Annotated in this window: 19 protein-coding genes and 3 pseudogenes; 14 read left to right on the top strand and 8 right to left on the bottom strand. The window is 47.7% G+C overall.

What is annotated here, in order from left to right; genetic code table 11:
* Positions 1-10 precede the first annotated feature (10 nt).
* The 4 genes from COW15_RS01150 to mog all read left to right on the top strand — a co-directional run bounded on the left by COW15_RS01150 (position 11) and on the right by mog (position 3,686).
* Complete coding sequence (locus COW15_RS01150; protein WP_293628909.1) at positions 11-982, top strand: carbohydrate kinase; 972 nt, start codon at positions 11-13, stop codon at positions 980-982.
* Positions 983-1,209: 227 nt separating this feature from the next.
* The gene (locus COW15_RS01145; protein ID WP_293628907.1) at positions 1,210-1,596 is read left to right on the top strand and encodes a hypothetical protein; all 387 of its coding nucleotides are present in this window, start codon (positions 1,210-1,212) and stop codon (positions 1,594-1,596) included.
* Positions 1,593-2,900 (top strand): HipA domain-containing protein, encoded by a 1,308-nt coding sequence (locus COW15_RS01140; RefSeq protein WP_293628906.1) that lies wholly within the window; start codon positions 1,593-1,595, stop codon positions 2,898-2,900. Before COW15_RS01145 ends, COW15_RS01140 begins: the two co-directional genes overlap by 4 nt.
* Before the next feature lie 252 nt (positions 2,901-3,152).
* Complete coding sequence (gene mog, locus COW15_RS01135) at positions 3,153-3,686, top strand: molybdopterin adenylyltransferase (RefSeq protein ID WP_293628905.1); 534 nt, start codon at positions 3,153-3,155, stop codon at positions 3,684-3,686.
* A 33-nt stretch (positions 3,687-3,719) separates the two neighbouring features.
* Here mog and COW15_RS01130 read toward each other — a convergent pair whose 3' ends face one another.
* Positions 3,720-3,941 carry a hypothetical protein gene (locus tag COW15_RS01130; protein ID WP_293628903.1) on the bottom strand — a complete coding sequence of 74 codons (222 nt, stop codon included), beginning with the start codon at positions 3,939-3,941 and terminating at the stop codon, positions 3,720-3,722.
* 160 nt (positions 3,942-4,101) lie between these two features.
* Here COW15_RS01130 and COW15_RS01125 point away from each other — a divergent pair, with 160 nt between their 5' ends.
* Positions 4,102-5,136 (top strand): helix-turn-helix domain-containing protein, encoded by a 1,035-nt coding sequence (locus COW15_RS01125; protein ID WP_293628901.1) that lies wholly within the window; start codon positions 4,102-4,104, stop codon positions 5,134-5,136.
* A gap of 13 nt (positions 5,137-5,149) precedes the next feature.
* On the opposite strand, the gene COW15_RS01120 is transcribed toward COW15_RS01125, so the two are convergent.
* The 4 genes from COW15_RS01120 to COW15_RS01105 all read right to left on the bottom strand — a co-directional run bounded on the left by COW15_RS01120 (position 5,150) and on the right by COW15_RS01105 (position 9,069).
* Positions 5,150-5,416 (bottom strand): hypothetical protein, encoded by a 267-nt coding sequence (locus COW15_RS01120; protein ID WP_293628899.1) that lies wholly within the window; start codon positions 5,414-5,416, stop codon positions 5,150-5,152.
* 79 nt (positions 5,417-5,495) lie between these two features.
* Positions 5,496-6,635: an ABC transporter permease gene (locus COW15_RS01115; protein WP_293628897.1), complete on the bottom strand. Its 1,140-nt coding sequence runs from the start codon at positions 6,633-6,635 to the stop codon at positions 5,496-5,498.
* Between the two features lie 82 nt (positions 6,636-6,717).
* Positions 6,718-7,452, bottom strand: coding sequence for an ATP-binding cassette domain-containing protein (locus tag COW15_RS01110; protein WP_293628895.1), 735 nt, complete (start codon positions 7,450-7,452; stop codon positions 6,718-6,720).
* Between the two features lie 3 nt (positions 7,453-7,455).
* Positions 7,456-9,069 carry an alpha/beta fold hydrolase gene (locus COW15_RS01105; protein WP_293628894.1) on the bottom strand — a complete coding sequence of 538 codons (1,614 nt, stop codon included), beginning with the start codon at positions 9,067-9,069 and terminating at the stop codon, positions 7,456-7,458.
* Between the two features lie 93 nt (positions 9,070-9,162).
* Between COW15_RS01105 and COW15_RS01100 the strand changes: the two genes are divergently transcribed.
* The 7 genes and pseudogenes from COW15_RS01100 (at position 9,163) to COW15_RS01070 (ending at position 17,483) form a co-directional block, all read left to right on the top strand.
* Positions 9,163-9,534, top strand: a complete 372-nt coding sequence (locus tag COW15_RS01100; protein WP_293628892.1) for a GntR family transcriptional regulator — start codon at positions 9,163-9,165, stop codon at positions 9,532-9,534.
* Positions 9,535-9,586: 52 nt separating this feature from the next.
* The gene (locus COW15_RS01095) at positions 9,587-10,450 is read left to right on the top strand and encodes an ABC transporter ATP-binding protein (RefSeq protein ID WP_293628891.1); all 864 of its coding nucleotides are present in this window, start codon (positions 9,587-9,589) and stop codon (positions 10,448-10,450) included.
* Positions 10,447-11,760 carry an ABC transporter permease gene (locus COW15_RS01090; protein WP_293628890.1) on the top strand — a complete coding sequence of 438 codons (1,314 nt, stop codon included), beginning with the start codon at positions 10,447-10,449 and terminating at the stop codon, positions 11,758-11,760. The genes COW15_RS01095 and COW15_RS01090 overlap by 4 nt, the downstream gene beginning before the upstream one ends.
* Positions 11,761-11,888: 128 nt before the next feature.
* Positions 11,889-13,694 carry a long-chain fatty acid--CoA ligase gene (locus COW15_RS01085; RefSeq protein WP_293628889.1) on the top strand — a complete coding sequence of 602 codons (1,806 nt, stop codon included), beginning with the start codon at positions 11,889-11,891 and terminating at the stop codon, positions 13,692-13,694.
* 140 nt (positions 13,695-13,834) lie between these two features.
* Complete coding sequence (locus COW15_RS01080; protein WP_293628887.1) at positions 13,835-16,294, top strand: hypothetical protein; 2,460 nt, start codon at positions 13,835-13,837, stop codon at positions 16,292-16,294.
* A gap of 107 nt (positions 16,295-16,401) precedes the next feature.
* A complete protein-coding gene (locus COW15_RS01075) occupies positions 16,402-16,812 on the top strand; it encodes a thioesterase family protein (RefSeq protein ID WP_293628885.1) in 411 nt (136 codons plus the stop codon).
* 123 nt (positions 16,813-16,935) lie between these two features.
* Positions 16,936-17,483, top strand: a pseudogene (locus COW15_RS01070) (HPP family protein).
* Between the two features lie 68 nt (positions 17,484-17,551).
* Here COW15_RS01070 and COW15_RS01065 read toward each other — a convergent pair.
* The 3 genes from COW15_RS01065 to COW15_RS01055 all read right to left on the bottom strand — a co-directional run bounded on the left by COW15_RS01065 (position 17,552) and on the right by COW15_RS01055 (position 19,172).
* Positions 17,552-18,334, bottom strand: coding sequence for a hypothetical protein (locus COW15_RS01065; protein WP_293628883.1), 783 nt, complete (start codon positions 18,332-18,334; stop codon positions 17,552-17,554).
* A 90-nt stretch (positions 18,335-18,424) separates the two neighbouring features.
* Complete coding sequence (locus tag COW15_RS01060) at positions 18,425-18,688, bottom strand: GNAT family N-acetyltransferase (protein WP_293628881.1); 264 nt, start codon at positions 18,686-18,688, stop codon at positions 18,425-18,427.
* Positions 18,689-18,743: 55 nt separating this feature from the next.
* Positions 18,744-19,172, bottom strand: coding sequence for a thioesterase family protein (locus COW15_RS01055; RefSeq protein WP_293628879.1), 429 nt, complete (start codon positions 19,170-19,172; stop codon positions 18,744-18,746).
* 156 nt (positions 19,173-19,328) lie between these two features.
* On the opposite strand from COW15_RS01055, the pseudogene COW15_RS01050 reads away from it, so the two are divergent.
* Together COW15_RS01050 and COW15_RS01045 are read left to right on the top strand one after the other, a co-directional pair.
* Positions 19,329-19,534: pseudogene (locus COW15_RS01050) on the top strand (hypothetical protein).
* Between the two features lie 3 nt (positions 19,535-19,537).
* Positions 19,538-19,693 (top strand): annotated as a pseudogene (locus COW15_RS01045) (MerR family DNA-binding transcriptional regulator); the annotation flags it as partial.
* Positions 19,694-19,903: the final 210 nt, after the last annotated feature.

Genomic DNA, 19,903 nt, shown 5'->3' with positions numbered 1-19,903 from the left:
TGGAGTGAAAATGACGGTATTACTCAGTTTCGGTGAGGTGTTAGTAGACTTGCTGCCAACCGATGCCACGGGCAAACATCATCAGCCGATTGCCGGTGGCGCGCCCGCCAATGTGGCCGTGGGTTACGCAAAACTTGGCGGTAAGAGCTACTTTGCCGGTGGCATCAGTGCCGACCATTATGGTGTCATGTTAAAGCAAGCCTTAGCGGATCAAGGCGTGGCGACCGATTATTTGGCCGAAGTGCCGGGCGCCGCTACCGCGACTGTACTGGTCAATTTAGATGAGCAGGGTGAGCGCACCTTTGAGTTTAACCGCAATGGCACCGCCGATATGCGCTACAGCAAGCAGCATTTCGACCATATTCCATGGCAGGGGATTGATATCTTTCACCTTTGCTCGAATACCTTTACCGAAACCGCCATCTTTAATACTAGCCTCTATGGCGCGCGTTGTGCCAATGCGTTCGCGACCTTAGTGAGTTTCGATGTGAATCTGCGTTTATCCCTGTGGCAAGACTTGTCCTTGCTGGCCGAGCGGGTTGAGCAGTGTTTCCGTTACACCCAAGTGCTGAAGATGAGCCGTGAAGAAGCGGACTATTTAGCGCTGGTGCGGGATAAGAGTTTTGAAGATTATCTGCAGTTCTGCTTAGCCCAAGGGGTTGAGGTGATTTTGGTTACCGATGGTGCCAACCCAGTGCAATGCATCACAGCGCAGCAAAGGTTTAGCGTACCCGTCCCCAAAATCTCAGCCGTCGATACCACGGCCGCGGGCGACAGTTTTATCTCAGGTTTTCTGTTCGCCTTAGGTTTAGATCTGCAATACGATTTAGGCTATTTGACCTTGAAACAGAGGCTCGAAAGCAAAGAACACTTAGAGGCGGCGGTGGTATTTGCCACTCGCTGCGGCGCGATTACCTGCGGGCAAAAGGGCGCGTTTCCTTCTTTGCCCACACTGGCGCAGGTCAGCTCATTTTTGCTTTAGATTTGAGCCGATATTCGTCCCTTCTCCCTGGTATAAATTGCACATATATTTCACTGTAATGCACTAAATCTATTTTTTATGCTGAAAATATCACTAAAGCAGATTAATATTAAAAATATACTGCTATAGTGTAACTATTCATTGTTTTCATCATAAAAAGTCTGCGTTAGTGATGATTATTGCTGTGCAATACCTGTGGTGAAACCTAGCAATTTGAGGTGGTACTTATGTCTGATATAAAAAACGTAGGAAGTGATACCCAAATAAACCAGATGCTTAACATGAGAAACCAGTTAGCTGTGCAGATGGCAGCGTTAGATAGTGAATTGCAAATACTGCTTCTTAAACAAAAGCGTGATGGATTTCAGCCGCTAACGCAACAGACGCTACGGGATATGGTGGCGGAACATATGGGGCAGCTTAAAGTGAAGGAGCTAACCTTATTTGCCGATATTGCACCAGCCACTTACTACAAAATTATGAGCAAGCTTGAGTCGGTAAAAATTGGCACCCTAAAGGCACTGCTCAATACCATTGGGCTCGATTTATTTATTGGTAAGAAAACACCGGATGTGAGTGGGCAAATTAACGCTTCGAATGAGGCTAAGTCATGAGAACTCATCGGATTGGTTATGTCTACAGCAACAAACGGTTTGTCGGTGAACTGCTAGAGTACGACACACCAGCGGGGTATGAATACAGCTTCACCTATGCGGCCTCGTATATTGCGTCAGGCCTGCCGCAGATAGGTTATAAGCTGCCAATTACCCATGAGCCATACCGCCGAAACCATTTGCTACCATTTTTTGCTAACCTGATGAGTGAAGGTTGGGTGAGGCGTCATCATGCGAAAATCGCCAGACTAGATCAAGATGACAAGTTTGGCTTATTACTGGGAAATGGCGCCGAGCTTATTGGCCCAGTTAGCGTGCTGACTGAGTATCGTGGTGATGATATCTCGTCGGCGATAGAATTGATTTCTGTGCCAAAGAAAAGTCTTAAAGGTTACCAGATTGATTTCCCCCGCAGCGAGTTTAACGCAGTGGCCATGGAATCCTTAGGGGGCGTTTCTATCTCTGGTGTTCAACCTAAAATGTTTCTGACCTATGCCAAAGGCAAACCCAAAACGCTGACCAACGCCGTCGGCATGGGGCCATACATAGTCAAACCTTCCCCCAACGACTTTCCAGAGTTGGCGGAGAACGAATTTATGGTCATGCAGTTGTGTAAGGCTGTTGGTTTCAATGTTGCTGAACATCACTTAGTTCCCTTTAGTTGCGGGCAACTGGCCTATGTGACTGCTCGGTTTGATCTGGATAGAGAGACTGGCAGAAGGCGTGAATTTATCGAAGATCTGGCATCTGCGCTAAATGTTGCGCCGGGGAATAAGAGTAGCGATACATTGTCCTATGAAAGAGCGATTAAAGAAGCGTATCAATTGAGTGGTGGCCATGTGCAATTGCTCAAAGATGGCTTTCTGCAGGTCCTAATGGCCTATATCGTTGGCAACAATGATTTGCATTTGAAAAATATTTCCCTGAGCCGTGCCAGTGACAGTAACAGGGCCTCTGGGTACACCCCCATCTATGACATGGTCTCAGTTGCTCCCTATAAGCAATACGATAATTCGGGTGAGTTAAGTATTTGGTTACTTGAGTCAGAGGTGGAAAGAGGATTCAGTACATCATCATATGAGCACTATGGTTACTATACAGGCCATGATTTTATTGCCTTTGCCGAAGCGATTGGGTTGGGCGAACGAGCAGGAAAAGTACTGATAAATGACCTTGGCAAAAAAGTGGCAAAAGCTCGGGAGAAGGTTATTGCAAATGCCCCCGGTAGTGAGCAGCTTAAACAAATGATGAATGATAGGATAACGGCCAGATTAAGCACTCTGACCCGGCCAGCGCTTGGATAATAACTTGCTGCAATTGACTAAGCTGAAAGTGTTCGTTTTTCAATATTGCCCTTTGTACTCATAGCAGCTCCCCCATACATACAAATGCTACGCATAGCGCGAGCCAAGTCACGTTTTAGTCGCCCCCTTTCCCGAGCATTTATGCTATTTTAGCTGCGGCTTATGGTCGAAGGTGTAGCGGCGGCTGCCGTGCTTTATGTCGACATTGTGTATTTCGACAGGTTTTTATTTTAACATCATTGGGGATTTCCTATGGGCAAAGCAAAAATCGGTATTGTGACGGTCAGCGATCGCGCCAGCGCGGGGATTTATGAGGATATCTCGGGCAAGGCGATTATCGACACGCTCAACGACTACCTCAGCAGCGAGTGGGAGCCGATTTATCAAGTGATCCCCGATGAGCAGGATGTGATTGAAGCCACCTTGATCAAGATGGCCGACGAGCAGGATTGCTGTTTAATTGTCACCACCGGTGGCACTGGCCCTGCGAAACGCGATGTTACCCCAGAAGCTACAGAAGCCGTCTGTGATCGCATGATGCCAGGTTTTGGTGAGTTGATGCGTGCCGAGTCATTGAAGTTTGTTCCCACCGCCATTTTATCGCGCCAAACCGCAGGGTTACGGGGCGATTCTTTGATCGTGAACTTACCCGGCAAACCAAAATCGATTCGTGAATGTTTAGATGCGGTGTTCCCCGCTATACCTTACTGCATCGACTTGATGGAAGGCCCGTATTTAGAGTGCAACGAAGCCGTGATCAAGCCATTTAGGCCTAAGGTAAAGTAAGCACAATTAGCCGTTTATCCATTAAACCCAAGCCTAGCTTGGGTTTTTTATTGCTCGTTTAGGGCGGTGTTTGCTGGTGATCAGCAGGGCCGATATGCCTGTTGCCATAAAGAGTACTGGGATTGCCACAAAATGCGCGAAGGCGTTTGGCGCTATGCTGAAATTGAGCCACAGCAATAGCGTCCAAGTGATACTGAGTAAACCTAGGGCCAACAGTCGATTAAGTGAAAGGCCGTTTAGAAGGGATTGAGTCATGTTGTCATCCTTGTTGCTGGAGATTTGAGCACAGTTTAAAGGTTCTGCTAAGGCCCTTTAAGTGTCATTATTGACAGTTTAAGGGTGAGTAGTGACATTTTGGCGAATACACTAGACTCTAATAACGGCTCTTGGCGATGCGAATGAGTAAGGGGATGGGATGAAAAGGGTTATGATTTTGGCAACGGATAATACGGTCGCTAGTGGGATTATTGGATTTCTCGATGTGTTTAGCTTCTGCAATACCTATTGGCGGCGAGTGAATCCGCAGGCTGAGCAAGATCTATTTGAGTGCCAAGTGGTGTCGAGTCACGGCGGTGATATTCTGACAAATCAAGGTATTAAGGTACCAGCAACTGGGCTTAAGCAACCCAGTGATATTCTCCAATCCGATGCGGTGATCTTGGCATCGGCATTGGTAACCAACAAGGCTGAGTTTCAAAACTATCTTAATGATTTTGAATCCTTATTTGAGCCACTACGCTTATATGCTTCCTCGGGTAAACCGCTGGCTGCCTATTGTTCTGGTACCTTGATTTTAGCGGCTTCTGGCTTGCTCGATGGACGTGAGGCTACAACGGTTTGGTGGCTGAATGAAATGTTTCAGCGCCATTTTGCCAAAGTGAACTTACGCATGGATAAGTTGGTGGTGTCCGATGGGCATCTTCATACGGCGGGAGCGACGACCTCTAATATGAGTCTGGCGCTGCATATGGTGCATATTTTGGTGGGGGAACACGTCGCCAGCCAGATGGCAAAAATTCTACTTATTGATCCTAATCGTCAATCGCAGCAGCCTTTTATGACAATGGAATTAATGGCATCGAGCCATAAGGATGAAGTGATTTGGAATGTTCAGCAGTGGATGCAGCATCATCTGACCGAGCCTTTACTTCTCGATGAGATCGCCGATAAGTTTGCCCTTGGCAAACGCACGCTTATCCGGCGTTTCAAAAAAGCATTAAATGAAACGCCCGCCAGTTATGTGCAGCGTCTTAGGGTGGATGAGGCTAAACGCCTATTAGAAACAACCAGTTTAGCCTTAGAGGAGGTCGTGGCTCGGGTTGGTTATGAGGACGTAAGCTCGTTTCGCAAATTATTTATTCAGCTAACGAGCCTCTCACCTAGGGCCTATAGGCAAAGGTTTAATACCCAGCAATACGAGTTTGATATTGAAGCCTGTTGTGAGCCTTAAGCCAAGTTAGCCCTTACCTTAAGGCTTCAATTTGCTGCGCTAACTGGCAATTGCTCCCTGTGATATCGGCTTCAGTGACTAAGCGCTCCAACACTTGCACTCGCTCAATCAAGGCTTGATTTTGTAGGCTGAGCTGAGTCACTTTATCCTCAAGTTGCCCATTATCCATGGCACCTAATCCCAGTTGGCGTGCCTTTAGATAGTGCTTAAACATCTCAGTGGCACTCATACCTATGATGAAGGTGACCATAATCACCATTAAGACATATTCGTTTTCCATAACACACTCCCGTGGCTATTGAGATTTTTAACTTGGGAACGATAGGCTTATCGCCCCCAAGCTGATCAATCGACGCATCCTATAATCCGAAGATCACTTTTTCACTCTTAAGGGACTTTTCCATGCCAAAGGCGAGTAATACCGCAATGGCGAGTGTGCCTAAGGTCGACACCAGTAACTGCAACATGGGCAAGTCTTTACCTTTGATAAAGTCCATTAATGCCTGCTGCTGGCCAGAGACCGGCAGCCACTGCAGCATGTCTGGCGCTATGTTGTAGCTGGCGGCCATTGACAGGGCCAAGGGCACAAATAGCACTATGGTCAGGTAGGATTGGGCTTCCTTAAAGGTTTTCGCCATAAAAGACACAAACAATTGCAGGCAAGCGGCCATTAAAGCGACTGGGATGCCGACGATTAACATCAAGGCGATAAATTCGCTGGTGATATTGACGCTAAAGCCCAGTTCTTGCCAAGGTACAAAGGCGTAGGCGATCTTAGACACCAGCAGGATCAACACTAAGCCCAAGAGGGCAAACAAACTCACGGCGATGATTTTCGACAGCACTAATTGGCGAGTGGTCAGTGGATGACTCAGCAATAGGGCTAAGGAGTTACGCTCACGCTCGCCGGCGCTGGTGTCTATGGCAAGGTTCATGCCCGAGATAAATACCGAGTAAATCATAGTGAAAATCGCGATACCTAAGATCATCCCGCCCTTAGAGTCAGTGGTCGCTTGGTCGTGAATATTGACCTTTAGCGGCTGCATCACGCGGGGATCGATACCGCGGGCAATTAAGCGTAGGCTGCCCATTTCGGCGCTATAGGCTTGCAACTGTTTCTCTAAGCGACGAATTGAGTTTTGCAGTTTTTCATCGGAGTTATCGGCAACGATAGTGATCTCGGCGCCTTTACCTTGGTTCATCTGCTCGGCATAGCCGGTGCTGATGATAAGCTCTATGGCTTTAAGGTCAGTGTCCTTCGTTTCGCCATTGCTAATGCCTTTATTCGATAAAAAGCGGACGAGATCCGGCGCTTTATCGGGATGGGTGATGGTGATTTTTAAATCATCTGGGCTGGTTAACTGGCCAATTAACACTAAAAATAGGCCGCACATGATCAGCGGCGTGCCTATGGCGTAGTAGAGCCCCGCCATTACCGATCGCTTATCGCGGGCGGCATCGATAAGTTCCTTGCGAACCATAGCGATTATCTTATTCATACTGTTATTCCTTTAGCCATGCTCATACCTGTCTGGGCTGGTACATCATAGATACAGCCCGCGTTGTTGCTCGCTTGGATCATCATGCCGCTATCCCTTCATCCGTGCCGATCAGTTGAATAAAGGCATCTTCTAGCGAGGCTTTGCCAGTTTGGGCGCAGAGTTCTGCAGGGCTGCCAATGGCAACGACGCTACCCTGTGCCATGACGATCACTTGGTCGCACAGTGCGGCGACTTCCTGCATCACATGGCTGGAGAACAGCACGCAATGTCCTTGATTTTTAAGGTCGATAAGAATGTCACGCAGCAGGCGAGTGCTCATTACATCTAACCCTCTAGTCGGCTCGTCGAGGATAATATTGCTCGGGCTGTGGACAATCGCCTGTGCGAGGGCGGTTTTCATCCGCTGCCCCTGGGAGAAGCCTTTGCAGCGGCGATCGCTAATATCTTCGAGGCGCAATTTAGCTATTACTTGGCTGGTGGCTTCCTTTGCATCGCGGGATGATAAACCGCTTAGCTCGGCAAAATAGCGAATATATTCCCGCGGCGTTAGGCGCTCGTACAGACCGAAAGGGTCGGGGAATAACCCGAGTTGCTGCTTAGCGCCGATAGGGTCGATGGCGACATCTATGCCTTCGATTTCTGCTTTGCCGTTATCGGGTTTCAGCAAGCCAAAAATCGTGCGTAAACAAGTGGTTTTACCCGCGCCATTGGGGCCGAGCAAGCCAGTGATTTGGCCGTTTTGTGCGCTAAAACTTAAATCCTTGAGCGCCTGCACGTCACCGATGCGTTTGGATAGATGGGATACTTTGATCATGGCTTACTCCTTGGCCCCAGTACTGGCGTTATCATCTGTTGTCGTCGTTTTTATGCTGGTCACATCGAGCGGTTCTACCGAGCTGGCATTTAAATAGAAGCTGCGGCGCACATCTTTCTTCAAGCACTCGCCGTCGAGATCTTTGACTGAGCCCGAGCGGACAAGATCGGCGATAAGGTTATTGGCGCAGGATTGATAGGCCACGCCGTGGGTCGCATAGGGCGCGACAAAGTGCTTGGCATTGGTGAGTTTTTCCATCGCTAACTCGCCCCAACTCGGCGGTGTGGCAGGGTCGATTTCACCGGATAAGAGTAAGGTCGGAATATCACTGCTAATGGGCTCGCTAAAGCTGGTATCCACCGCGGGGACTTTCCACACGCTACAAGTCGCCTCTAAGCCTTCGAGCATAGTTCTGCCCATAAAGGAGTTTTTAGCCTGCTCGCGCATGGCGGGTGTAATCCGGTGCATATCTTCGCCACAGACAACGGATGCGTGCATGCCCATCGCCATGCCAGCATTGTCGATAGTGAGGGCATATAGCCCCAGAAGCGGTTGAAAGTTATTTTTAGCCGCTTGATGAATAGCATGGGGTACAAGGGCGCGCACATTGGTTTGATACAGCGCCATGCGGATGGAACCGTAGAACTTACCCCGCGTCATAGTCAAGAGGGTCTTTTCACCAGTTACAGGGTCGGCGACATTTTCCGTTATCGGCGCGTTGGCGAGTGAGGCGACAACTTGTTCGAATTCGGCTTTAAGCTCAGGGAACTGGGCATGGCAAGCCGCGGTTTCTTGGCAATCCTTAAACAATAACTCGAAGCTGCGGTCAATCGATGCGCCAATTTCTAATACGCTTTGCTGCATTGGCACTATGCCGTCTAAGGTCACTGTGGCTAAGTGCTCTGGGTATAGGCGCATATAAAGCTGGGCCATGCGAGTGCCGTAGGAGATGCCGTACACATGCAGTTTTTTGTAGCCTAAATGCTGGCGCACGGCTTCGAAATCTGTGATCCCATTGAGGCTGCCGTATTGGCTGACGTCGGCATCGATTTTGGCTAGGCATTTTTGTGCTTCGGCTAAGCTATCGACATTGTCGTCGTCGAAGGACAGGGCAGATTGCGCCCCTTGGTCGCACTGCAATAGATTCGAGCGGCCCGTGCCCCTTTGGTCGATAAGCAGGATGTCCCGCTGCTGGTGGACTTTGCTCAGCATGGCGTTGAAACCCGCCGCATTGTCTATGGCCGATTGTCCTGGACCACCGGCAATGGCGAGTAAGGCTTCCTCATGGTTGGCATTTTTCACCGCCGGCAAGACCACGTAATGCACTTGGATCTGTTTGCCATCGGGTTTGTTCGGATTTTCAGGCACAGTCACAAAACCGCAGTTTAGGCGATCCGATACGCCTTCCACATAGCAAGTGTCGGTCTTGTTTACTGTTGTCATCTGTTGGCTTTTTACATCACTCGCCCAGGTTGCCGAACTTGCCATCGCCAGCATAAGTGCGCTTATGCTTAACATGCGCGTGCACCATGCGGCCTTAGCGCCATGCAGTTGCCGAGTGGGCGAAGGGCGTTGAGCGGCGTTGCTTAACTTCCTGTGTATCATGCTATCTCTCATGCGCGCTTTCCTTTTTGCATTTCAGGGCGAATGTGTTAATTTAAATACCAGTGTATCGGTGTATCAATGTATTAATACAGTGTGTAAAGGCTAATGTTAGAACTTTTAAATGTCAACCCCAGTAGTGGTGAACCCATTTATAAACAATTACACGAGCAAGTCGTGCGTTTAATTGTGGGTGGCCAACTGCAGGTGGAAGATGTGTTGCCCTCTGTACGCCAGATTGCCGAGCATCTCGCGGTCAATCCCATGACTGTCTCCCGCGCGATTCAGCAGCTTGTCGACCAAGGTTGGCTCGAACGCCGCCGTGGCCAAGCGACTCGGGTTGCGCTGCGAACCGAGGCTATGGCATCGGGGGTGAGCCTACTCGAACCCCAGCTCGATGCGTTGTTGTCACAGGCTAAGCAGTTAGGCGTTAGCCAAGTTGAGTTACTGAAATTGATCAACGACCGCTGGCAAGGTTAGTCATCAACCCCAAGTAACGTATCGATAAATAGCATAAAAAGGATGATATTCGATGGACCAAGCCCATACCCCAATACTTGAATTTAACCGAGTGAGTAAAGTCTTTCGCGGCAAAGGCGCGGGTGAAAAATGGGCGCTTAAGGATTTATCGTTAACGCTGACGGCGGGCATGGTCGTCGGGTTATTGGGGCAAAATGGGGCGGGTAAGTCGACCCTGATGCGCTGCGCCTTGGGCATTTTGGCGCCGGATGCTGGCGGTATCACTACCTTAGGCGCAACGCCCGAAAATCTAACGTCACAACTGAAGGAGCGTATTGGCTATGTTCCACAGCAACCCTTTGGTTATGAAGGTTTTACTATCGAGCGAGCCCTCGATCTACACCGCAGTTTTTACCCCGATTGGGACAGGCAATTAGAGCAGGATTGGCTGGTTCGTTTCGAGTTAGAGGTGACCCAACAGGTGCAACGATTATCTGTTGGTCAAAGGCAATCTTTAGCCTTGATTATGGCGATGGCCTATCGGCCCGCGCTATTGATCCTCGATGAGCCCGTCGCCAGTCTCGACCCGATTGTGCGGCGCAAATTTATGGTCGATTTGTTCGATCTCGCCCTCGAGTCTGGCTCTGCTGTGCTGTTTTCATCCCATATCACCTCAGATCTCGAACGGGTTGCCAGCCATGTGGCATTGATCAAACAGGGTGAGTTAGTGCTGTTTAAGGAAATCGATGCCCTACGGGAAGAAGTGCGCTTACTCATGCTCGCCCCCGAAGCGGTATTGCCCGAATCTGTTACTGTATTGAGTCGTGTGGGTGATTCAGTGCTGGTGGATTTAGGTGGGCACGGCGCGCCAATCGCGGGTGTGTTAAAGAATGAAGCCTTAAATCTTGAGCAGCTGTTTATGGAGCTACACAGATGAGTGCGCCTGAGCTTAACCTTATGCCCGCCGCGACAACAAACAGGGCACATCAGAGGTTAAATCCTTTTAGGGGCATGTTGCGCCTTTGGTGCTTTGATATCGGCAGTGTGAGCTTTTTAGGTACCGGCTTACTGGGAGTGATCTTAGCTGGTATCGCTGCAGCCAATGGCAAAAGTGACAGTGTTGAACTGTTGTTTTCTATGGGAATAGTCTCAAGCTCGGCGGCGGTGGCCTGGCAACTTATCCGTCTAATGGCGAGCGAATGTTCCCAGTTAATTCCCCATTATCGCCGCCATATTTATATCCAAAGCTTGGTGGTGTTAGCCTGTGTGTTTGCCATAGGCGTATTGTGCTGTTTGGCTTTGGAGTTAACCTCGAGCCTAGCCAGTTTAGTCTTGGCCTTGGTGATGAGTCTTGCCTTTATTTGGCTTTGTTTACTCAGCACTCAGTGGTTTTACGCGTCGTTTTTACTGTTTGTGTTGGTGCCGTTTATTTCCTCGATTGCGGCCCATATTCCCCTGTGGTTAAGCATGATGACGCTGGTGGTTTTTGGTGGGTTGATAATCCGTGTCTGCCGCGCCTTACCTTGGCGTGCTGAGGCGAGAGCAGTCTATCTTAATGGCCTCGAGATGGGCTGGTTCTGGCTGCCCAATCTGCAATCTATGCGCATCTTAAGTCGCTTCGAGCGATATCTGCATCCCACCAATTTTTTTATCGGCCCTATGCTGACGATTTTACTCTTGCTCTTACCTGTAGTCGGCATAGTGCTTTGGATATTGTCGCATCAATTCCATTGGAATTTCCCTGTATTACAGCTGTTGGCACAGTTCAGCGTGATTAGCTGTGGATTGGTGCATTGGAGCCGAGTGCAGCGTTCGCGCTCGACCGAAACCCTATTGCTGATGCCTGGGTTTGATGGTCGAAAGGGGCTCATTGCGGCATTTTGCCGTGGGCAGCAACGGCTGCTGAATGTGGTGGTTGGCATAGTGCTGGTGTGCACTCTGCTGCTGAGTTGGCTCGATGGTGATCTGAATATACCGTTACTTGGCCATCTGGTGCTCAGCACTTATTGGGCCTGCGCATTGACCTTAGGTTTTGGCAGTATGTGTCGCCGAGTTTGGCAGATCACTCTCACTATGATGATAGTCGTGGCGCATTCCCTGTGGGTGTCTATTAGCCTTGCATCTTTACGGGATGGCGGCAATTTAGATGATTGGTTTATTTGGGATTTTGTATTAATGCTGCTGGGGAATCTCGTGCTGATTTGGGGCAAGAGAACCCTCTGGAAAGGTGATGTTATTCACGGTTGAAACGGACTTTTCCCCGTGATTTGGGCGACATTTGCATAATATTAGAGCAAAAACTCTTAGTTTTTATTTAGTCATCGGGTAGAATGCTGCAAAAGCGGTACACTTGTAAGCTAAAAGGTGAGTCACTTATGTCTCTCGAACAATATCATGTAATTCGACTCTTACAGCAGCAGAGTCAGTCCCTAAAGGACGCAATAGCGCTGGAAGGTTTTGAAATGGCTGCACCTTGGCATAGGGTCAGCTGGCAAGCATTCGATCAGATCAGTAGCAAGATTGCACAGTTATTGATTGAGTTTGGCGTACAAGTGCAAGACCGTTGCGTTATCCTAGCGCAAAATTGCCCGCAGTGGACTTGTGCCGATATAGGTACGCTTAAGAGTCGTGCCGTTGTGGTGCCGATTTATCCCACTAGTACCCTCGAGCAGGCGAGCTTTATCGTGAATGATGCGGCGGCGAAAATCATTTTTGTCGACGATGCTAAGCAATACGCTATGGCCTGCGAGCTGCAAAAGTTATGTCCTAGCCTAGAGCAGATCATTGTATTCGATGCGAGTGTGGTTCTGGCTGCCGATAGTGCCGAGCGGCATTGGCATTTAGACGCGCTGTTAGCGGGCACGGCTAAAGAGATCCAACAAGAAGCCGAGCTTAATCAGCGTTTACAAGCAGCCAATCTCGATGACTTACTGACCTTAATTTATACCTCGGGCACTACGGGCGATCCTAAGGGCGTGATGCTGGATTATCGCAATATGGCGTCAACCGTGCGTCAACATGATCAAAAACTGGCCTTCAGCACGGGCGATGTGTCCTTAGCTTTTTTACCCCTGAGCCATGTGTTTGAACGGGGTTGGAGTTTCTATGTGCTGTGCCGTGGTGGACATAACGTCTACCTGCAAAACACCCAAAGAGTGAAAGAGGCAATCAGTGCCGTGCGTCCGCATACCTTGTGCGTGGTGCCGCGTTTCCTCGAAAAAGTGTATAGCGCAGTGCAAGACAAAGTGGCTAAGTCCAGTGACGGTCGTAAAAAGCTGTTTGCTTGGGCTATGCGCATGGGTGAACGTCAGTTCGAGGTCGGTCAGGGCCGTGCTAAGGGCAGTTTATGGTTATCGTTGCAATGGCAACTTGCCAATAAACTCGTCTACAGCAAGCTGCAAGCTGTGCTCGGTGGTCGCCTGAAGTTTATGCCCTGTGGTGGTGCGGCGTTAGATGTTAATGTGGGCGCCTTCTTCCACGGGATTGGTATTCCGGTACTTTGCGGTTACGGCATGACGGAAACCAACGCGACAGTGACCTGCAATACCTTAGATAATCGGGTGCCTGGCTCGAATGGTCAGCCGCTATTAGAAACCGAAATCAAGTTAGGCAAGGACGATGAGATCTTAGTCCGTGGCGCGACTGTGATGCGCGGCTATTACAATCGCCCAGAAGACACCGCAGCCGCCTTTGAGGACGGTTGGTTAAAAACCGGTGATGCGGGGCGGATTGACGCCAATGGTAATTTATTTATCACAGATCGCATTAAAGAACTGATGAAAACCTCCAACGGTAAATATATCGCGCCGCAAAGGATCGAAGGCACTGTGGGTCGTTGTCCTTTTATCGAGCAAGTGGCGATTATTGCCGATGCCCGCAACTATGTGACCGCCTTGATCGTACCCGCATTTGAGTCTCTGGAGGCGTGGGCGAAGGAGAAAGGGCTGAAGTATGAGTCTCCTTTAGATCTGCTGCGCCACAGTCATGTGGTGGAGCATTTTGAGCAGCGTTTAAAACAATTGCAGCATGAGTTAGCGGGATTTGAGCAAATTAAAAAGTTCACTCTACTGCCTGAAGCCTTCTCGATGGAAGCGGGGCTAATCACCCCAACGCTCAAGCTGCGTCGTAAGATGATCTACCATAAATACGCCCATGAAATTAATGCTATGTACAATAATTGATTGTTAAATGTTTGATCTTGAAAGGCTGCCATCGCGGCCTTTTTTGTCTCTACTACTTCCTGAAGTGCTTGTCTTGGCTTAAAATTTGCGCGCTTGCTGGTGCGCACGAGGCGCAAGGTGTCGGTATAAAGGATAGTTAAATGGAACTTTCGATTCGTAATTTATGCGCTGCTGTGAAGCTGGCGTTGTTGTCTTCTTTTGTCGTACTGCCTGCGGCTATGGCGGCGGATTACGACAAAATCGTCCACGGTCCCGTGGATTTACCCAATGGCCAATGGCTGGACTTCTACCAGAAAGATCATCAAGTATGGAGCGAAATGCTCTATGGCGATGCGCCCGGTGTGCGTATCGATGATTATGGTCCTGCAGAAATCGTGGCGGTTTTTTATCTCGACTTTGATAAAGGCGGCACTAAAGAAGTGATCGTCATGCTCAAGGATGCAGAGGGTCAGCATCTGCGAGGTTATGGTTTTGAGGGTGACCAACTGACTAAGTTACCGCGCCTACAAACCGTGCTCGATGCGGTGGCGCCAACCTTAACCTCGTTTACTGTGGGCAGCGTTCGTAAAGTATTAAGCCAAATTCCACCGCAACAATATCGTATGACTTATGATGTTGATGCGATTGAAGATCCTGCCATTAAAGCGATTGTTGATGGCTCAACTCAGCTCAAGCCGACCTTAGTGGGTTATCGTAATTCCGAAGGCTCCCCCGTCGATGTGAAGACCGCAGTCGAATATAAGCTGCGCTATCCGCTTACCCGCAAAGATAAAGATGCCCAAGGCATAGATCGTCAATACAGCCTAGTGACCACCTTCGACCGCAGTGGCTATAGCGAAGAAGACGGTAGTTTTGTATTGGTGAGCGTGGCCTTTGAGGCCGATGATTTTGATTGGCTTAAAAGCGGTGGTGCCGCCATTCCTAAAACAGGCCCATCCTACGATTTTATGAGTATGGGCATGGGTAGCACTTGGGCAGGGCTTGCCAGTGAAAGTCATTATGCCCAAGGTGTGCTCGATGGCGCTTATGCAGCCTACGATGGCCGCAATGGCAATGTGATGTATTCGGGCGATTATAAGCAGGGTAAAAAAGTCGGTAAGTGGATGGAAGCCGACAGCCGAGAAACCTATTGGGAAGGCGAATACCTTGATGGTAAAAAACAAGGTAAATGGATTGCACAGTCGATATTCGATGAGGCCGATAACTTTGGTTTTGCCCACTACAATCAGGATGTGCTCGACGGCCCAACTGAAATCTATACGCTAGATTACGATTCCAGCACCGAAGGTGCGAAGAAGCTGTCTGAAAAAGGCATTTATCGCAATGGCGTGAAAGATGGAGAATGGTTGGAAGAAGGGAGAGCTAAAGGTCGCTATGAAAAAGGCGTAAAACAAGGGCCATGGATTGAACAAATATCGGTTGGGCATTACCGCGATAGTACAGGTCAAGGGAGTTACCTCGGGGGCAAACGCACTGGCCCTTGGGTGTTTACTTTTACCGAGGGTAATAAAACAGAGGTGAGTTACCTTAATGGTTTGCGCCAAGGTGAGTCTAAGTCATTCAATAAAGATAATGTGATGTATCTTGCCAGCCAATACGATCAAGGCCGCCTCAATGGCCAGAGTATTTGGTATTCAAGTCCGAATGTAGTGAGTTATATCGCAAACTATCGCCAAGGTGAGCTAGATGGCCAGCAAATGCGCTTTAATCCCCAGAGCGGTGAGCTGACTGAATTAACGAGTTATCAATTCAATGCAGCGGTGACGCTTAAGCCCTCGCACGACGAATGTATTATGCGTGAGAATCCCTACTCAGATGATTGTGAAGGGGTAATCAATCAAAAAGATACAGAAACATCATCGATAAAACACGGCGAGCAGCGCGAGTACCATAGCAGCGGTAACTTATATAAATTGTCCTATTACACTAATGGCCTGTTAGATAAAGCATATCAATTTGATTCCAATGGCCGTTTATTAGATATCACCAGTTACCAAGCGGGTAAGGAATACGGCCCAAGTCTGCGTTATTCCACCGATGGTGGTTATTCCCTGCGTAGCTATGGTCACCAAGTGAATAACCGTCTCTCTGGCCCCCATTACACTTTCTATCCTAATGGACAGGTTAAGGATATTTGGAACTATTGCCAACAAGAGGGGGAAATGTGGAATGGTGAACCTTATTACTGGGATAACGCCATTGCGCGCTGTGGCATACAGCGGGAGTATTTTGATAATGGTGCCATAAATTGTATCGAAAACCTCGACAGTAATTATGCCGTGGATAAAGTGTGTTACGACCAGAATGGCAAGTTATCGAGTGAAATGCTGCGTATCGATGAACAGCATGTGATCCATAAGCGCTATATCAAAGGGGTGCTTTATCAGGAAGAGCCGGGTTTTTCCGATTATTCGCACGTCACCAAAGGACGCACAATTTATCACTTAGAAAACCCTAAAAGCCATGGCGTGTTTAAGTCCTACGACAGCAGTGGCAAGCTCAAATACGAAACAATCTATGATATGGGTAAGGCTGGTTGTATGAAAAAGTACGATGCTAATGGCAAGCAAACCGCAGAAACCGCGAGCTGCCAGTTCTAGATGCTAGAACCCGTTTCGCTTAGGATAATGGATGAGTTTGATGGTTTGGGTTAATTGCGATAATCACCACGCTCTTCCATTCATAAAATAATAAAAAGGAAGTTTGTATGTCAGCCACCGAATACAGCCTAGAAATCCACCCAAGATTTACCGAAATTGATGGTCTAGGACACATTAACAACACAGTGATCCCCGTATGGTGCGAGACCGCTCGCGCGCCGATTTTCGAGATTTTTAACCCAGAACTGGATTTACACCAATGGAATCTTATCGTTGCGGGTTTTACCGTGGCATTTATCGCCCCAACTTACTACGGTAAGAGTGTGACGATAAAAACCTATGTGAGTCGCATCGGTAATAGTAGCTTCGAGCTGACCCAAAGCTGTTGGCAAGCGGGTAACAAGACCGCTGAAGTGAAAACCACCTTAGTACATTACGACTACCGCTGTGAAAAAAGTCGCCCTATCCCCGAAGATATCCGCGAAATACTCGCTAATTTGAGTGGTGAAAGCGCTTAATCTGCGCACTCCTTGGTCAGCGCAATTGCAATTGCGCGGCTAAAGCGTTAATTTTTCGACCCGTTAACTGTGATGCAGATCACTTAATCTGCATCGTTTTATTTTTATCGGCTCGGATTAACCATGAGATTCTATTTTACCCGCATGCGTTCAAAGGATATTTGTCCACCAAGACAACCACTTAAAAAGATTGTGTGGTCATGGATTGGGGCTTTCTGTGGCATCTATTTAGTTGCCAGCCTAGCGACTCATATGAATGCCAATTTTATGGGGACCATGTTTGTTATTGGCTCTTTTGGTGCTTCGGCTGTACTGGTGTACGGCGCACCACTGGCGGAGTTTTCTCAACCCAGAAACTTGATTGGTGGCAGTGTATTATCGGCTTTAATTGGAGTCGCCGTTTACCAAGTCTTTGCCGATTATATGGTACTTGCCTGTGCCTTAGCCGTATCTCTATCTATCGCATTAATGTACCTGACTCGCACCCTTCATCCCCCCGGTGGTGCAACGGCATTGATCGCCTGATTGGTGGTGAAAATGTGCATCAACTCGGCTTCCTCTACGCCATAATGCCGGTATTTTTAGGTTCAGTCTTGCTTCTGCTGGTCGCGTTGGTGGTCAATAATCTCTCCACCGATCCCAAGCGTCACTACCCTGTTTATTGGATTTAGTAAAGTTAACATTATTACTTATAAATGAGCGCAATAACTATTGCGCTCATTTAGTTTGATTTCTCAGATTAAATACTGCTTGTAATTGCTATGTTTCGGAATGCTAAAGCTCTTCTTCCTTCAGAATAATCTAAATTAAAACTAAGTTTTTTAATTAAAGTTGGATTGGATTCTGTAGGGTATTTGAAAAATAGTTTCAAAGATGTCGATGACTTTTTGGTCAGTGAAATTTTTTGGTAAGACCGTATGAACTCATTTGCTACGTGTATACGTTCCAATTCGGCTTTCGTATTCTCTTGATCAAATATTCTGGTGTCACCGACTCCACTGACTTCTAAATCTTCATTTGAAACATTACGAACATCAAGATTGCAGATTACTTGGGAACCTGATTTAGAACAATATTCTAATTCGATTTCTAGACCAGCTTCTACTTGTACTGAGGCATAGTTGATACGCTCTTCTTTCTCTAAAAAGTAGTTACTAAGTGAAGATGAAGGAGCGTAAAACTCTCTCAGGCTTAAAGATAGAGCGCCAAGCATGGCAAATACAAAAACGTAATATCCATATCTGCGCCACGTATTTCTTACCTTTGCATGACTAACTAGTCGATTAACTGTGAATAATATCGCAAATGCAGCAATTAGGGCGAAAAAAGCAAAAATAGCCTGATATAAAAGTAATCCATCAATATTTAGTTGAATAAGCTGTTTTAAAAAGTCTGAACCTCTGAATGTGGGGGCTAATACTGCTAGTAATGTCAGTAAGAAGCTTATTAATGTATTCGAGTCAGACATGTACTCCCTGAAGTTTTTCTTTTCAGTCTTAGCATTCAACATATCATTATTCATTTTAAGGTAGCTCGTAAAAACAACTCACATTTGTAGAGTATTTTAATATTAGATAATTAAATGTAAAAATATTTATGCAGAAGTTGTTTATTATCTCAAAAACTTCTGCACATACCAGCAACTGGCTTGGATAGTGAGATCTTGGCTTTTGGCCCACTTTAGGCCGTGGCGAACTAAGCGTTCGGCGAGGCCTTTGCCGCGCAGTTCGTTGGGGACAAAGGTGCGATTAAAATCGATATCCTTGCCTGATATTTGGTATTCCAGAACAGCTTCATAGCCTTCGAAGGGGATCACAAAACGTTGTCTATCTATATGATGTTCAATGGCTATCTCGATATTTCCTTTATCTGACATATATGCTTCCCTATGGTTTAAAGTGAATGGTCATTTATCTATGGACTCGGATAGTTTAGGCGAGTTCGTGTTGTTTGAGAATGGTCAGCAGTGCTTCGGGCAGTTCGGCTTTCTTGCCAGTTTTAAAATTAAACATGACTGCGACCGAAGTTCCTAGGGTTGTAACAGCCTGCTGCTGTTTACTAAAAGCCTGATAATGCATGGTAAATCTATCGCTGTGAATATCGCTGATGCTGACACTAATCAATAAAGTGTCGGGGAAGGTCACTGGGCGCTTATAACGGGCCTGATTCTCGCTGATCACTGGGCCGATACCTGACTTGTATAGTGCATCTAGCGGGAAGAGGCGGTTAAAGAAGTCGATACGCGCCGTTTCAAAATAACGGAAATAGACGACATTATTCACATGCTGCAGGGCATCCATTTCGCCCCAGGCGACGGGTATTTCTGTGACTATGGGATGCTGTGCGAGAAATTTTTCCATTGTACTTTCCGATGTATTTTGCATTGAATTACCCATATAAAAATCCGAGTTGAAACGCTCGTTTAAGATGGTCAGACTAGCAGTATAAAGAACAAGCGACAAGCCATAGCGTTATGGGCATTTAGCGATAACATTAAGCGAAACAAGGAGTCGAGTGTGATTAAACAAGTGGGTAAAACCCTTATTCAACCAAAACATACAGCGTCTTGCCATTGCGGTGCCGTGGTATTTACACCCATCACCAGCGGCGTTCCAATCCCCATGAGTATGGCTACAACATTGGTTGCCTCGAAGGCGTCAATCCATTCGAACTAGACAATGTGCCCACGAATGATGGCGTTAACCATCCTGCGGATCGTTAGATTATGAATATAGGTCAGTTTGCTGCACTCACTGGTTTGTCGGCGCACACGCTCAGATATTACGAGAAAATCGGCCTGCTGCAGTCTGTGGTGCGAAATGCGAGCGGGCACCGCGACTATGCGGAAAAAGAGGCGCAATGGATTGGGTTTATCAATCAACCGTTGACTTAGAGTTAACTCTAAGGCGTAAGCTGGCTTCTGTGGTCAATCCAACAGGAGTCAAAGATGGGTAATCAAAGGTATGTGCAGGGCTTAGCTAAGCTGACTGAAATACTTCCAAATCCCTTTAAACGGTATTTCTGTTCCGCATCATCGACATAGAATCTCGCGGGAGATTCATTTCGCCGCTAAGGGGCGATTCGGCAGGTT

The organism is Shewanella sp. CG12_big_fil_rev_8_21_14_0_65_47_15 (assembly GCF_002783505.1).
Taxonomy (GTDB): Bacteria; Pseudomonadota; Gammaproteobacteria; order Enterobacterales; family Shewanellaceae; genus Shewanella.
The sequence above is the reverse complement of the archived record's forward strand: the minus strand, read 5'-3'. Positions and strand labels throughout refer to the sequence as shown.